The organism is Deltaproteobacteria bacterium (assembly GCA_016874755.1).
Lineage (GTDB): Bacteria > Desulfobacterota > Binatia > UBA9968 > UBA9968 > DP-20.
Genome location: VGTH01000020.1, coordinates 35,068 through 50,820, shown reverse-complemented (window position 1 = coordinate 50,820; position 15,753 = coordinate 35,068). Strand labels below are relative to the sequence as shown.

Genomic DNA, 15,753 nt, shown 5'->3' with positions numbered 1-15,753 from the left:
GCGTGCAAATAAAATCTGCCCTCACCTTACCCTCTCCCAGAAGACTGGGCGAGGGTAATACATGTCGGAAGAACTGTTGTGAAAATGATCTTATTTTTTCTAACTGCCATTCTTGGGTTAACAGGCGTCAGCCAAGCCCAGCCCCTCACCACCTTTCGCGTCGCTAACGGCACCTCCGGTGAAAACCCGGCAGTACTCTGGGTCGGCGTCGATCAGGGCATCTTCCGTAAGCACGGCCTCAACGTCGAAGTTGTCTTCATGCGCACCGGCCCGCTGGCCATGTCGGCCCTAGTCTCAGGCGACGTCTCTGCGGTGCTCACCAGCTCGAACAACGTCCTGAACGTCGCCGTCGGCGGCTTGGACGTGGTCGCGGTCGCGACTTTGATTAACAAACCGGAAGGCGATTTCATCGCCCGGCCGGAAATCAAAAGGCCAGAAGAATTGCGCGGCAAGCAAGTCGCCATCCAGAGCATCGGCGGCGGCGGTTGGGCCAACAACATGCTCGCGTTGGACCACATGGGCCTGGACCCGGAGCGCGACCACATCAATTTTATCGTCCTGGGCGACCAAGCGTCGCGCATTCAGTCGTTGGAAAACGGCCGCGCCCACGCCTCGTGGATGGGCCCGACGTTTAGCGCGCCGCTCAAGAAAAAAGGCTTCACCGTCCTGCTCGATCTCGCCAAAGCGCCGATCCCCTATCTCGGCTCGTCGCTGATCGCCAAGCGCAGCACCTTTCGCCAGGAGCAAAAGCTCTACGAGAACATGATGAAAGGCACGCTCGATGCCATGCGCTTCTTCGTCAAACCGGAAAACAAACAAGCGGTGATGAAATCGATAGCGCGCGTACTCCGGTTGCCACGGATCGAAGATGCCGAGAGCGGCTACTATGGTTTATTGGCGACTTACAGCACTGACCTAAAACCAAAACACGAAGGCGTGAAAAAGATTCACGCGATCCTGTCGCGCACCAATCCAAAGCTGAAAGACTTCAAGCCCGAAACCATCATCGATGACAGCTTAATTCAGAAGATTCACGCCAGCGGGTATTGATGAGCCCTTGCAGGAGGTCAATATGATCGCCCACGTCGGAATCACCGTTAGTGACATCGAGAAGAGCAAAAAGTTCTACATCGCCGCGCTCAAGCCGATCGGCTGCGAGATGATCCGCGAATACGGCGTGACGCCGACGCGGCCCACGGCGAGTGCGGGCTTCGGCGAGCCGCCGCGTGCCGACCTGTGGATTTACCACGGCACGCCGCGCGACACGACCACGCACATTGCATTTCAAGTGAACAAGCGAGAGCTAGTGGATGCGTTCTATGAGGCGGCGATGGCCGCCGGTGGCAGAGACAACGGCAGCCCCGGCCCGCGGCCACAGTACAGCGAGAACTATTACGGGGCGTTCGTGTTGGACCCGGACGGGTACAATATCGAGGCAGTATGTCGGGAGCCGGTCAGCAGCTAATCTTTGATTCTGCTAAAAAACCCTTCGGAGTCCTTCGACAGGCTCAGAGCCTGTCCTGAGTTCATCGAAGGAACGAACGGAATCGGAGTCGAAAACGTTAACCAAAAATCCGTTCATGCTGAGCCCGTCGAAGCATTCTTTGGGGTTTTCAGCGGAATCAATCTTTGTCATCTGATTCCTACTATTGCCTATTGCCCACTACCTATTGCCTATTTCATTTGGCAGCCACAACGGTTATTTCCACCATCGTCCCCGGCGTGAGCACCGCTCCGACGGCCGTGCGCGTCGGTAGATTCGATCGATCGACCCAGGCCATCCAGGATTCGTTCATGTCATCCTTCAGGCTGGCGTCTTGCATGTAGACAGTCGCGCTCAAAATGCGCGACTTGTTGGTGCCCGCTTGCGCCAACACGGCATCGATCTTTTTCAGCACCTGCGCCGTTTGGCCCTTCATATCAAGGTTCTTGTCATCGGCCACCATGCCCGAGCAGTAAACCAGATCGCCGAACACGGCGGCATTGCAGTTCCATTCGCGCGGATTGATACGCTTGATGTCCATGTGAGCCTCCGAGAGATTCTTACTTTTGCCTATTGCCTCTTGCCTAGATTGCTGGTCTCCGTTCATACCACTTCATCGCTTGCTGATACGTATACCCTGCGCGCAAGACTGTCACCTCATCAAACGGTTTGCCAACAATCTGTAACGCGATCGGCAAATTGCTATCTGAAAATCCGCAGGGCACCGACAGCGTCGGTAGACCGGTTAAATTAAACGGCCCATGGTATTCCGGCACGACATGTTTGAATAGCGTATCGATCGGCCCAACTTCCTCGACCCGCGGCGCCGGGCCCGACTGATTGGGCAGCGCCAGGCAATCGAGCTTCTGAAACACTTCAGCCAGCTCGGCGCGGCAGCGGCTGCGCACGCGCTGCGCCTGGATGTAATCGGCGGAGTTGGTCAGCAAACCGAGATAAATCCGTGCGCGCCGCTGCGCCGCACCGCTCTTCAGAATTTCGGCGGCGGAGCTTTTGTGCGCCGCCCAGAATTCGTTGTAGTAGATGACGGCGTTGGCAATGGTCGCGAGATTGAGCGTCGGAATTTTTACTTCTTCGACACGCGCGCCCAAGGCTTTGAGCTGCGCTGTCGCTTCCTCGACCCGTTTTAGAACGATCGGATCCGTGCGCGGTGCGCATTCGTCGATATAGTCGCGCGGCACGCCGACGCGCAGCCCTTTGATGTCTTCACGAATGCTGCTCGCATAGTCGGTGGTCGGCTGGCTGCTCGACGTCGGATCGTTGGGATCGTGCCCCGCGAGCGCGTTGAGCATATGCGCCAGATCTTCGACCATGCGCGCCATCGGGCCGCAGTGGTCGAGCGACCAACTGAGCGGCGCGAGACCATAACGGCTGACGCGGCCATAGGTCGCTTTCAAACCGGCGATGCCGCAAAACGCCGATGGGTTGCGAATCGAACCGGCGGTGTCTTCGCCGAGCGACCCCAAGCACATGCCGCCGGCGACGGCGGCACCGGAACCCGTGCTCGAACCTCCGGTGATGTGGGCCGTGTTCCATGGATTGCGCGGCTGCGGCAGCTCAGGGCCCGGCATGCTACTCATGTGCAGCTTGCCCAACAAGACCGCGCCTGCGTCTTTCAATTTGCGCACCGGTGTCGCGTCGCCGACGCCTTTGGTGAACTGCCGCACGCGTGCCTGCGCGCCTTCGACATCGAGCTGATCTTTCACCGCGAACGGAATGCCGTGCATCGGGCCGCGCCAGTTGCCTTTGGCAATCTCCGCTTCGGCATTACGCGCTGCAGCCATCGCCCCTTCGGCCATGAGATTGATAAACGCGTGCAGCTGCCCGTCGACCTTATCGATGCGATCAAGCACCGCCCGCGTTAATTCCACCGGTGAAAGTTTTTTGTCTTTGATGAGCTGTTGCGCTTCGTGAATTGACAGGTAGTAGAGCGGTTTTTCCGGGGTGGCCATAATTAACCTCCGAAAATTTTCAATTTCCATTGTCCATTTTCAATTATTTATTCGCCCACTCGGGACGAAATACCGGCCCCAATTCTTCCGATCCAAGATTTACCGAGTGAAGCGTCTTCAACGTCGACATGTAGAGCTCGATGATGTCGCTGAACTGTTCTAAGTCGCCTGGCTTGGCTTCCAACCCTTCGCGGGCGAGCACAGCCTTCAAGTTAGCTTCAATCAATTTGTCCATCGCTGCCTCCAACTCGGAGCCCTTCGACAATCTCAGAACGAACGGACAAGAAAATAGCTACCCCAAAACCCGTTCCTGCTGAGCTTGTCGAAGCATGCTCCTGGCCTTTAGATTCTCTATCTCGGCTGCATCACCACATCGACAACCACCGGCTTGCCGGACTCGACAATCGGAATCGCCTTGTCCAACGCTGGACCAATCTCGTTTGGTTCGGTGATCGGACCAAACGCTTGGACGCCGAAAGCGCGCGCAATCGTGCACAGATCGGGAACCGGATCTTCGATGCGAATGCCGATGCCTTTGTTCTGCACCGGTCGATCACGCCAGCGCGCCATCCGTTCCTGATGTTCTTCGTCGTTGTAGTAGGAATGGTTGTTCATCACTGCGACCAGCAGCGGGATATCGTACTTCGCCGCCGTCCATAGCGCATTGGAGGTCATCAAAAAATCGCCGTCGCCGAGCAAACTCACGCACAAACGACCGCTGCCCTTAAACCCGAGAGCGGAACCGATCGACGAAGGCAAACCATAGCCCACGCCCCCACCGCGACCGCCGCCCATGCCATGGGCCGGCTCGGTGATCTCGATGGCTTCGCGCCAGCGCCGTCCATGGTCACCCACCAGCGCCCAAGACTTTCCTTGCACGCGCTGGTTAATCTCGCTAAAAAAGCGCGCCTGCGAGATCGGTTTTTCGTCCCAGGTTTTTTTGATCCACTCCTGGCTCTTCTTGCGCGTCTCGTTGTAGATCCCTTCAACTTTGGCGCGCCGGCTTTGTACTTTCGACGCGGCGTTGCTCGCGCCCAAACGCTCGCGCACCTGCTCCAGCAATAGCGGCAACGTCACCGCGCAATCCGCCGCCATCGGCACATGCACCGGCAGGAGCCACATGTTGTCGCTTACCCAGCTCTGCTTTTCGAGATCGAGCATGGTGATATGAATGATCTGACACTTGGGCGAGACGATGGGCGCAAAGTTACCGCGCTCGCGCACCGACGGCCCGAGCGGCACGCCGAGACTCGGCACGTCCAAAGCCAAAACTACATCGGCCGGCTGCAGCGCCGCTTCGCGGGCGTTGGTCAAATTTAATGGATGGGTGCTGGGAAAACCGTAGCGGCCATCGGCGTCGACCACCGCGGCACCTAAGGCTTCGGCAAGATCAAGCAGCGGCGGCAGCGCTTTCGGATTGCGCCCCAATTCACCGGCGACAATCACCGGCCATTCGGCTTCGGCTAAGAACCGCGCGGCATTGCGCAACTGTTCAGGATTGGGCCCCGGCGCCGCCGGCGGCCGGAAAAGCTGCGCGTGGGGAACCGTCATCGGCTTACTGACCTGCGCCTCCTGTACATCGGTATCGAGGCAGATATAAACCGGTCCTTTGGGATCGGTCATGGCGAAACGGTAAGCTTTTAGGAAGGACTCGGCGACTGCATCGACGGTCGCTGGTTGGTCGTCGAACTTGGTGTAGTCGCGCACCGCTAGCCCCTGCACCAACGCGGTATGCACCCAGTCGGTCGAACGCCGCTGGGTTGTATCTTGCGGCCCGCCGCCGCCGAGGTTGAGAATCGGTGTGCGATCACACCAGGCGTTGAAAATCGCCATGCTCGCGTGCTGCAAACCGACGACGTTGTGCAAACCAGTCGCCATGATCTCGCCGGTGGCGCGCGCATAGCCGTTGGCAATCGCCACGGCGATCTCCTCGTGCGTGCACATGATCATCTGAATCTCTTTGCCGGCCTCGAAATTGACCAGCGAATCGTGCAGGCCACGATAGCTCGCGCCGGGATTGAGCGCGATATATTTGATCCCCAACTCGCGCAGTACTTCGACCATCAGATCGGAGCCATACTGCGCCTTGCTCTTACTGCCAATGCCCGCGGCCCAAGCCTCCGCGCCGCCTTTAGGTGCCTTTGCCACTCTGCCTCCGTTACTGAGAAATTTCTCGGATTAGGTTAACCACAAAGAGCACAGAACTAACGACAAAAAGCAACCAAGCGCGCGAGTTAGGTCGCTGCTCGAAGGTTTCTGATTTTGCGCCTTTTGCGCTCTTTGCGGTTAATTCCTGCCGAACTTTTGTGATCTAGGCTCTTTGTGGTTAGTCTCTCATCTTCCGAGCCGATCCAGTGTCTCGACGTAGTCCTTCACGCCTTTCTCCACGTCGTACGCCGGTTCGTAGCCGATGTTTCGTTTCGCTGCTGAAATATCAAAAATACAATAGCTCTGCTTACTGCGGCCCAACTTGCTCGGCCCCGGGCCCAATTCAATCTTGTGATTGGGAAACATCTTCGCCGCTGCGTTCAAAAAATCCCGCGGCGTGCTCGCTTTACCGGTGCCGATGTTGAACGTCCACTCTTTCGGCGTCGGTGCTTTGAGTGCGAGGTAAACAGAGCGCCCCACGTCACCGACGTAGACCGCGTCGTTTAACTGATCGCCACCTTGCGGAATGACCCATTTGGTGCCCTCGCGTGCTTTCTCGATCAACTGGCCGTAAAACGACAGCGGCCCGTGGCGCGCTTCTTTGCCGGGGCCATAGATCGACACAAAGCGCAGCGCGATAAATTCGATGCCATAGGTCTCGCGATAGTAGCGGCCCAGTTCTTCGCAGCCGACTTTCATCGAGCCGTAGAGATCGGCCGGCAGCTTGCGATAGTCTTCCCGCACCGGCTTGTAGTTGGGCGGCCCTTCCTCACCGTTGATCTCGCCGTAGGCGGCCTTAGAACTCGTGTAAACCACGCGCTTGATGCCTTTGTCACGCGCCACTTCGAGCACATTGATGATGCCGTCGAAGCTGACTTTGACCGCTAAACGCGGATTGGCCTCGGCTGGTTCCGGCATCAGCGCCGCCAGATGGGCGATGGCGGTGACTTTGTGGCCATCGACGACTTTTTCGAGAGCCGCTTGATCGCAGATGTCGCCGGTGACGATATCGACTTTGTCTTTGATATCTTCGATCAAAGTGTAATCAACGCGGTTGTCCATCAAGACTGGACGCAAGCCATCGCGCACCATCAAACGCGCCGCCACCGCGCCGTTGACGCCCATGCCGCCTGTGATTAGGTATTTCATGTCATGCCTCCTCGACGATTGTCCGGACGGTGCGCGCGCCGCACCCTACGCCGACTCGGACTTCACCACGAAGGCACGAAGGACACGAAGGTTCGGACCAATATTTTATTCCTAACTTCGTGATCTTCGTGCCTCCTTCGTGGTGAATCATTTCCGAAGTCCTAAGACTAAATTCCCTTGGCGATCGACACTCACCCGCCACTCAGGCTCGACCACCACCGTCGACGTCTTCTCTTCTATTATCACTGGGCCCTCCATTGCAAAGCCCGGAGCCAGCTTTTTACGATCCAGCACCGGCGTCTTCCGGCGCCCTGAGAAAAACTGCACATCGCGATACGCCGCATCGGCGCGCTGCTGCGCCGATGCCGCGAACTCGCCCACTCGCGGCTTACCCAGCGAATAAGCCGCGCTGACACGCAGGTTCACAATCTCGATCTCTTCGTCGTCAGCGCGGTGGCCGTAGCGCCGCTCGTGGACGACGCCGAAGTCATCGCGAATCTTGTCCATGCTGAGCGCGCCGGCGTCATGAGCAATGGGCACGGCCAACTCGTAGGCTTGGCCGCGATAGCGCAGATCGAGCAGCCATTGCGCGGCAATCTTTGCATCCACCGCGCCCTGATTGCACAGCTCTTTTCGCGCGTCTCGTTCCAACGCGCCGAGCTCAGCCGCAACCATCTTCAAATGATCTTCGCTCAGCACCATCAAGCGCGTTATGACTAGATCGTAGCGCAAATCCGACAGTAGCATGCCATAGGCGCTAAAGTTGCCGGGGCTTTGCGGCACGATGACTTCGTTAATGCCCAACGCTCGCGCCACGGCGGTGCCCACCGTCGGCCCCATGCCGCCGAATGCAACCAAGCTGAATTCGCGTGGATCGTAACCGCGCTCCACTGTCATCGTACGCATAGCAGAGACCACGTTCGACACCAGCACGCGCTCGATGCCCAAGGCCGCGTCGTTTACGGAAAGCCCGAGCGGCTCGGCGATTTTCGCGCGAATCGCCTGCGTCGACAGCGCGTCATCGATAGCCATATCGCCGCCCAACAGGACTGATGGATTCAGCTGGCCCAGCTCAACCAGCGCGTCGGTCAACGTCGGCTCCACGCCACCGCGCTTGTAGCAAGCAGGCCCGGGATTGGCGCCAGCGCTTTCCGGCCCCACTTGCAGCACGCTGCCGTAGCGCACTTTGGCGATGCTGCCGCCGCCGGCGCCGATGCTGTCCACTTCGACCGAGTCGACGCGCACCGCGTGGCGGCCTATGGCCCATTCGCCGCGAAACAGAGGCGCGCCGGGAATCAGCGACACGTCGCAGCTTGTTCCGCCGACGTCGATGCCGATCAAGTTCTTTCGATTGAGATTTTCCCCAAGAGCGTGGGAGGCGACGACGCCCGCCACCGGCCCCGACATCAAGGTATGAATTGGAAACCGGCCAAGAAACGACGGCGTGCCAACACCGCCGCTCGATTTCATCACCAATGGATAGGCCGAAGGCAGCCGCTTTTTTGCCGACTGTTCCAACTGCGCTAGATAACGCCCCATCTGCGGCCCGACGTAGCTGTTGATCACGGTCGAGCAAGTGCGCTCGTATTCGCGCCAGAGCGGATTCACCTCGCAGGACAGCGACAAGTAAACATTAGGCAGCCGCCTGTGAATATGCTCGGCGGCGAGCTTTTCATGAGCGGGATTGGCATAGGAATGGAGAAACACCACCGCCAGCGCTTCGATGTTTTGCGCCGCCAACTCATCGATGGCGCGATCTAAGCTCGCGACGTCGAGCGGCAGCAAAACATTGCCCGCGAAGTCCATGCGCTCGCGCACCTGCGCGACGCGCTTCCGGGGAATAAATCGCTTGGCGCCGGGATAGAGGATATTCATCACCTCATCGCCCTTCCACTGCCGCGCCACTTCGTAAACGTCGCGAAACCCTTCGGTAACGAGCAAACCGGTCACGGCGCCCTTCTCTTCAAGAATGGCATTGAGCGCATGGGTCGAGCCATGCAGCAGGTAAGAAACCGAGTCAGCGCCGAACTTCTTGCTCAGGTCGTCGAGGATCCGATCGAAGACTTCGATCTGCCGCTGCGGATTGGACGGGACTTTGCGTACTTCACGGATCTCACCGCTCGCTTCGTCGAGCACGGTGATATCCGTGAATGTGCCGCCGACGTCGATGCCTACTCGGAGACTCATGTCAATTTCCAACGACCTCGTTCGACGCGGCTGATTTCTCGTCTTCTTCCTCAGCGGCTACGTCGCAACATGTCATTCTGAGCCGAAGGCGAAGAATCTGCTTCCTGAAACCGCGCAAGAAAGCAGATCCTTCGCTGACGCTCAGGATGACACAATGGATGGTTTCTTCGTTGCGCAGCGTCTCACCAACGCGTGGGCAGTACTGGCACATCGGCCCCCATCCTAACCTTCCCCCGAGACCGGGGCAGGAATCGAAGTTCGGAGTACCGACTTCAACCGCGCAACTTTTGTGTTTCCACTTCGTCGACTTCTGCTGAATTTTCCACAACCACCACACCATAAACCTCGCGCGCTGTCTCTCTGCTGATGTAACCGTTACAAACGTCTTCCAACACTTGCTCGACCGGCCGCTCAAACGGCTTACCTCTGCCACCGCCGCCGCCATATTTCACTGAGAATACGTCGCCCTTCTTCAATAACAGCTTGGATACTTTCGAGCGCTGCGGCTTGGCATTCGCCGTGTCCGGATTCAACCACGCCTGCGACGGCTTTGCCGACATGCCACCGTCGATCCCCGGCGCGGAATGGAGAAAGCGATCGCTGCGCAAATTCACCGTCGATTCTTCACAGAGCATTTCCCAGTCGCGCCGGATGCCCATGCCGCCGCGGTATTTGCCGGCGCCGCCAGATTCTTCGTGCAGTTCATAACGGCGAATGCGGATCGGAAACTCCGCTTCGACCATTTCCACCGGCGTGTTCATCACGTTGACGACGAAAGAATCGAGCACACTCACGCCATCCGAGCGCGGCCGGGCGCCGGCGCCGCCGCGACAGATATCGTAGAGCGAAAACCAACGGCTGTCGCGGTCGTCGCGCCCAGAGAACGAACAGGAGCCACCGGTGCCACTGTCCGGCGCGCCGACTTTGTCAGGAACGGCGTCCGCGAGCACCATGCCAACGACGGTATTCAAAATCTGGCTCGGCCGCACATACATGTTCACCGCCGCCGGATAGCGCGGATTTAAAATCGTTCCTTCCGCCGGAAATGCAATATGAATGGGCCGAGAGACTCCTTGATTCAGCGGCAGATCAGGGCAGAGCGCCGCCGAGATATAGCTCGTCAGCATGTAGTGCGCCACGCAGGGTCGCAGATTGATCGGCCCGCGCGCCTGCGGCGAGGCTTCGAGCTTTAAGAATAGCTCATCGCCTTTAACTGTCAGAGTCGCTGCAATGCGATATTCGCGGTCAAACTCGATGCCATCGTCGTCGAGAAAATCTTCGTACGGGCCATAAACACCGTCCGGAATTTTCTCAATTTCTTTGCGCAACTCCTGCTCGCAAATCTCCATCCAGCGCTCCCAACAAGCGAGCACTTCGTCTTTGCCGTAGCTCTCGAACAACTCGGTTAATTTTTTAATGCCGTAAAAGTTGGTCTGCGCCTGCGCCGAAATATCGCCCCAGGTCACCTCCGGTGTGCGCGTGTTGGCCCAGATGATTTCCTTGATGTCTTCGTTAACTTTTTCGTCGCGATATAAACGCAGCGCCGGGATCAGCAGACCTTCCTGCATCAAGTCGGTGGCGTCTGGCGAATTGGTGCCCGGTACTTTGCCGCCGAGGTCGGGCTTGTGCGCCGTGTTGCCAACCATGGCGGCCAGCTCGCCGCGAAAAAATACTGGCGAGATGATCGTCACATCGGTCGCATGGTTCTGACAGGCTTGGTAGGGATGATTGAGAACATAGGCGTCGCCCGGCGCCATGCGGTCTTTGAACTTGCGTAAGACTTCCTGGGTCTGCGCCGAGATCCCGCCGATGTGGAGCGGTTGCGGCACGCCCTGCGCGACCATACGCCCCTGCGCGTCGAGAATCGAGAAAGTGAAGTCCTGGCTCTCCTTGATCACCGACGAGTAGCCAGTGCGCAGCATGTTGAGCGACAGCTCTTTGGCAATCTGTATGGTCGCCCGGTAGACGACCTCCATTTGGATAGGGTCCACAGAATTTACCCAACGTCATCAGATCTAGGGGCAGGCCATCTGCCTACCTCCGAACGGGCAACCACAAGGGTTGCCCCTACATCGAGACGACCAGATCAATGCTTATGCAACTCCCGATAAATCTTCTCCGCCGTCAACGGCAAATCATAAATCCGCACTCCGCAGGCGTCCGCCACTGCGTTCGCAATCGCCGCCGCGGTCGGCACGTTGGGATTTTCCGCGATCGCTTTACCGCCAAACGGCGTCGGACCAGTCGGCGTGTCGACCAAGACGGTTTTCAGCGGCGGCACGTCGCGAATGCAGGGCAGCTTGGCTTCGCCCAGTGTCAGCGTCGAGACTTTGCCGTCGACGATGGGGTTTTCCTCCATGGTCGCGAAACCAAAACCGGTCACCACCGCGCCGTCGATTTGACCGGTCAAGGTCAAGTGATTGAGCACCGTGCCGGTGTCATGGCAGGAGACGAAATTGACGACCTGAAAGGCGCCGGTGTCGATGTCGACTTCTACTTCCGCCACCTGACAAGCATAGCCCGTGACCTTCGGCCCGCTCTGCGGCGCATAGTTGCTCAGGTGAAACACCGGGCCGCCATTTTCCTTGACCAGGAGCTTGACCATGTTTTCCGTCGTGGTCGCTTTCCTGTTCGGCGCTGTAAGCTTGCCGCCGTCCTGTTTGATTTCTTCGAAGCTGCAGCCCAGCTGGCGCGCCGCCACTCGCAGCAGCCGCTCTTTCACTTCGCGTGCCGACTGATAGACGGCGTGAGCGGAAGTATTGGTCTGCTTGCTGCCACCGGTCCCTGGATCGAAGGGCAAGCTGTCCGTGTCGGTGTACTCGACGCCGACTTTTTCAGTGGGCAAGCCCAACACCTCGCAAACGATTTGTTGGCTGACGGTGTAATAGCCCGGACCGACGTCAGGCACGCCGGTGAGAATCATTACACGGCCGTCGCCATGCAGCGTCAACGCCGAGCTGGCTTTACCTTCCGGCGCGCCGCGGTCGTAAAGCGCCAACCCAAAGCCGCGCTTTTTCTTGCCGCCGTTTTTGCCCCAGTTAGCGGTTTTGACCGCGCGCTCCAACACTTCGCCCATTAGAATATTTTGCCACTTCTCGCCCATCGGATTGGCATCGCCATCGCGCACGATGTTGCGCCGGCGTAGTTCCAGCGCATCGATGCCCATTTCCTTGGCGATGATGTCCAACTGCGATTCAAAGGCGAAAACTACTTGCGGGCTGCCCGGTGTGCGCGTCTGCGTGCACGGGGATTGGTTCGTATAAGAACAATAGGTCTCGACGTCGATGGCCGGCACGCGATACATGCTCGCCAGCCGCCGCCCGCCAAGCACAGTCACCTGCGGGTTGGCCTTCTGCGAGGCGTAGGCGCCGCCGGCGAAATAAATGACCGCTTTAGCGGCGGTGAACGTGCCATCGGCAGCCATGCCGGTTTTGACCCTGATCACAGAAGGATGGCGGTGTCCGCCGACCAGTAATTCGTCGCTGTAATCGAAGACGAGCTTCACCGGCTTGCCGGTCGCTTTCGAGAGATAGTACGAGATCGGCACGTCGATCAGCGATGCTTTCGCACCGAAGTCACCGCCAACGTGCACGATGTGAACTTTGATTTTCTCCTGCGGAATGCCAAAGTCTTCCGCCATCTGCTCGCGCAAGCCCCAGGGCCCTTTGTTCGACGCCCACACTTCGACGCGGCCGTCGCCGTGCACTAACACGGTACTCGCACAGGGCTCGATGTAGCCGTGATGCGACAACGGCGTGCGAAACTCATGCTCGAAGACGCGCGCGGCTTTGGCGAAGCCAGCTTCAACGTCGCCGTTCTTCCACTGGACGTAGGATTGTAGATTGTGCCCGGACATGCCCTCGGGCAGCTTGGCGGCAAATTTATATTTATCGCGATCCTCATGAATCAACGGCGCCGACGGCTGCAGAGCGAGCACCGCATCGTCGACATGGGGCAGTTCTTCGTATTGAACGTCGATCAACCCAATCGCCTCATCGGCGATCGCTTCCGTGTCTGCGGCCACCGCCGCCACCGCGTCACCCGCCATGCGCACCTTGGCCTGCACCAACACCGGCTGGTCCTTGGTACGCGAGCCGACGTAGATATCTTTGACATCGGCGCCGGTCAGCACCGCGCGCACGCCTTTGAGCGCCTTGGCCTTCGACGTGTCGATGCAGACAACGCGTGCGTGCGCGAAGGAAGCACGCAACACCTTCGCCCACAACAAACCTTCAAACGGCAAGTCGGCAGCGTACTTCGTCTGCCCGGTTACTTTGCCATATCCCTCAATGCGCGGCAGCGCTTTGCCTACGGTGCGATATGCCACAGGAACCTCCAGTTCGATTTTAGATTCTTGATTGCCGATTTTGGATTGTCGGATCGCACAGCACGAAACCCCGCCTAATGGATTCCGATTTTGTCCGACAATCCAAAAGCCAAAATTCTTCTACTAAACTACAGGTTGTACAACGCCGCGCAATTATCCCAAAGAATCTTCTTCTTGCTCTCTTTGGAAATTTTCTGTTCCAAAAACTCCTCGACGCCCTCAGGGAAATCGGAATCGCCGTGCGGATAGTCGGTCGAAAACACGATACGATCGTCGCCGATCAGTTCGATGATCATCGGCAGCTCTTTTTCATGTTCCGTCGAAATCCAACACTGGCGCTTAAAATATTCGCTCGGCTTCAACTTACCGGCCGTCGGGAAACGGCCCTTCGACATGGCATTGTCCAAACGGTGCAGCAAGAACGACACCCAGCCGCAGTAGCATTCCAGAAACGCGAGCTTCAGTTTCGGATGACGATCGCAAACCCCACCACCGATCGTGTCCGCCAGGGCCATCATGTTTTCCATCGGATGGGAGACGACATGGCGCAGCAATAGATTGTCGCCAAAACGGTCGCCGATCTGCGGCACCTCACCGGCCGAGGTCGCTGAGTGAAATCCCATCGGCACACCCAACTCTTCTAGACACGACCACACCGTATCGAAGTAGCGCGAATGCCACGGCAAATCATGCAGGGGCTCGGGCCGGGCAAACACACCGACAAAACTCAACTTGCCAACGCAGCGCTGCGCCTCTTTTACGGCTTCGTTGGGATCGTGGAACGAAAGCATGCCGACACCTTTTAGACGTTTGGGGTCTTCTTGGCAAAAATCATAAAGCCAATTGTTGTAAGCCCGCGCTACCGCAGCGCCAAGTTTCGGGTCCATCTCGCTGCGCATCATGATGCCCAAACCGATCGAGGGATAAAGCGACGCGACGTCTAGGCCTTCACGATCCATCGCCTCCAGCTGGGTCTTGGCGTTGAAACCATCTTTACGAAACTCAGCAATCTCTTGATCGATTCGAGTCGCGTCATAAATACCGCCGCGATATGCGGGCTTATAACCATCGAGAATTTTGCCATCGAGCATCACCATCGCCGAGCTGCGCGCGGTGGAGCTCAAAATCTTCGGCCCTCGGTCACGCCACTCGGGCTCCAAGTACTTATCCCATAAGTCCGCCGGCTCGCGCAGATGCATGTCAGAATCGAGAATCCTAAAACCGTCTTTCATTAAACAACTTCCTCCAAAAATTTCAGGCTCAGTGAAAGTTATTTCGTAACCCCTTTGTCGTGTCAATAGAGTGTCCCGGCAACACCTTGTATAAGACCTTCTTCGCACGCTATAAGAAATCGTTCTCGCGGAGGCAGTCATGTTCGATTTTCTTTTTCCCAACCATCCTTTTGGCGGCCACACCCTGCGCCTAGTCGCGCAGGCGCAGCAAGGCGGCGGCGATGTTTTTGACATCGCCCGCGCCATGAAAAACGTCGAACCTGGCGATCGCGATAGTTGGGAGCGTGAATGGCTGGCTCTGGCGCAAAAGACCGAAGCGCGCGCGCAGCAAGCCCTGGCCGCCGGCCGGCAGCGCACGGCCAAGCAAAATTTCTTTCACGCCAGCAATTACTACCGCATGTCCGATGTCCTGCTCACGATCGCCGAAGAACCGCAGCGGCGCGAGCGTTTTCTTAAATCGCAGGAAAATTTTCGCAGAGGGATCCAACTGCACGAGCCAAAGATCGAAGTCGTCAAGGTTCGCTGCGGGAGTGAAGAGTACGACGGATATTTTTGCCACCCGGTAAACCCGAAACCGGGCAAATGGCCGGCGGTGCTCTTTCTCGGCGGCGCCGATGCCTACGCTGAAGAAATCTACTTCGGCGGCAAACAGATGCTCGATCGCGGCTGGGCCATGCTGCTCGTCGACACGCCAGGGCGCGGCTCGTCGATTTACTTGAAAAACATCAAGACCCGCCCCGATTACGAAGTGCCGGGCAAAGCCTGCATCGATTATCTGGTCTCGCGACCGGAGGTTGATCCAAGTCGTGTCGCGCTGCTAGGAATCAGCATGGCCGGCTACTACGCACCGCGCGTTGCGGCGTTTGAAAAGCGTTTGAAAGCGCTGGTCGCCTGGAGCGGCTGCTACAGCATCCTCGACGACCTCTACGATTGGTGCCTGCACCTCCAGCCGGTGTGCCAGCGACTTTTGGGCGGCATGAGCCACGAAAAAGCCCGCGAACTGTTGAAAGATTTCACCATGGCGGGCGTGGCGAAAAACATCACTTGCCCGACTTTGATAACCCACGGCGACAAAGACACGCTGATGTCAGTGGAAGGCGCGAAAAAGTTATTCAACGAAATCGGTGCCACTGATAAGACACTAAAAATCTACGGCGAAGAAGACGGTGGCGGCAGGATTCATTGCAGCCATGACTACTGGGCGCACAATTTGCCGAATATGTTGGATTGGCTCGAAGAGCGGCTGTAAGGGGAGTT

At 57.8% G+C, this 15,753-nt stretch carries 12 protein-coding genes; 3 read left to right on the top strand and 9 right to left on the bottom strand.

What is annotated here, in order from left to right:
• Positions 1-78 precede the first annotated feature (78 nt).
• Both FJ145_13700 and FJ145_13695 read left to right on the top strand, forming a co-directional pair.
• The gene (locus FJ145_13700) at positions 79-1,050 is read left to right on the top strand and encodes an ABC transporter substrate-binding protein (protein MBM4262469.1); all 972 of its coding nucleotides are present in this window, start codon (positions 79-81) and stop codon (positions 1,048-1,050) included.
• Between the two features lie 22 nt (positions 1,051-1,072).
• The gene (locus tag FJ145_13695) at positions 1,073-1,465 is read left to right on the top strand and encodes a VOC family protein (protein ID MBM4262468.1); all 393 of its coding nucleotides are present in this window, start codon (positions 1,073-1,075) and stop codon (positions 1,463-1,465) included.
• Positions 1,466-1,679: 214 nt separating this feature from the next.
• Here FJ145_13695 and FJ145_13690 read toward each other — a convergent pair whose 3' ends face one another.
• The 9 genes from FJ145_13690 to FJ145_13650 form a co-directional block, all read right to left on the bottom strand.
• On the bottom strand, positions 1,680-2,024 hold the full coding sequence (locus FJ145_13690) for a RidA family protein (protein ID MBM4262467.1): 345 nt from the start codon (positions 2,022-2,024) through the stop codon (positions 1,680-1,682).
• A gap of 43 nt (positions 2,025-2,067) precedes the next feature.
• Entirely contained in the window at positions 2,068-3,483 is a 1,416-nt protein-coding gene (locus tag FJ145_13685) for an amidase (protein ID MBM4262466.1), read from the bottom strand.
• Between the two features lie 13 nt (positions 3,484-3,496).
• Entirely contained in the window at positions 3,497-3,688 is a 192-nt protein-coding gene (locus FJ145_13680) for a hypothetical protein (GenBank protein MBM4262465.1), read from the bottom strand.
• A 116-nt stretch (positions 3,689-3,804) separates the two neighbouring features.
• The gene (locus FJ145_13675; protein MBM4262464.1) at positions 3,805-5,601 is read right to left on the bottom strand and encodes a thiamine pyrophosphate-binding protein; all 1,797 of its coding nucleotides are present in this window, start codon (positions 5,599-5,601) and stop codon (positions 3,805-3,807) included.
• A 186-nt stretch (positions 5,602-5,787) separates the two neighbouring features.
• On the bottom strand, positions 5,788-6,750 hold the full coding sequence (locus FJ145_13670; protein ID MBM4262463.1) for an NAD(P)-dependent oxidoreductase: 963 nt from the start codon (positions 6,748-6,750) through the stop codon (positions 5,788-5,790).
• Positions 6,751-6,897: 147 nt separating this feature from the next.
• The gene (locus FJ145_13665; protein ID MBM4262462.1) at positions 6,898-8,937 is read right to left on the bottom strand and encodes a hydantoinase/oxoprolinase family protein; all 2,040 of its coding nucleotides are present in this window, start codon (positions 8,935-8,937) and stop codon (positions 6,898-6,900) included.
• A 272-nt stretch (positions 8,938-9,209) separates the two neighbouring features.
• Positions 9,210-10,913: a hydantoinase B/oxoprolinase family protein gene (locus FJ145_13660; GenBank protein ID MBM4262461.1), complete on the bottom strand. Its 1,704-nt coding sequence runs from the start codon at positions 10,911-10,913 to the stop codon at positions 9,210-9,212.
• A gap of 110 nt (positions 10,914-11,023) precedes the next feature.
• Positions 11,024-13,264: a xanthine dehydrogenase family protein molybdopterin-binding subunit gene (locus tag FJ145_13655; GenBank protein ID MBM4262460.1), complete on the bottom strand. Its 2,241-nt coding sequence runs from the start codon at positions 13,262-13,264 to the stop codon at positions 11,024-11,026.
• 128 nt (positions 13,265-13,392) lie between these two features.
• The gene (locus FJ145_13650) at positions 13,393-14,742 is read right to left on the bottom strand and encodes an amidohydrolase (protein MBM4262459.1); all 1,350 of its coding nucleotides are present in this window, start codon (positions 14,740-14,742) and stop codon (positions 13,393-13,395) included.
• On the opposite strand from FJ145_13650, the gene FJ145_13645 reads away from it, so the two are divergent.
• Entirely contained in the window at positions 14,636-15,745 is a 1,110-nt protein-coding gene (locus FJ145_13645) for an alpha/beta hydrolase (protein ID MBM4262458.1), read from the top strand. The genes FJ145_13650 and FJ145_13645 overlap by 107 nt on opposite strands.
• Positions 15,746-15,753 lie beyond the last annotated feature (8 nt).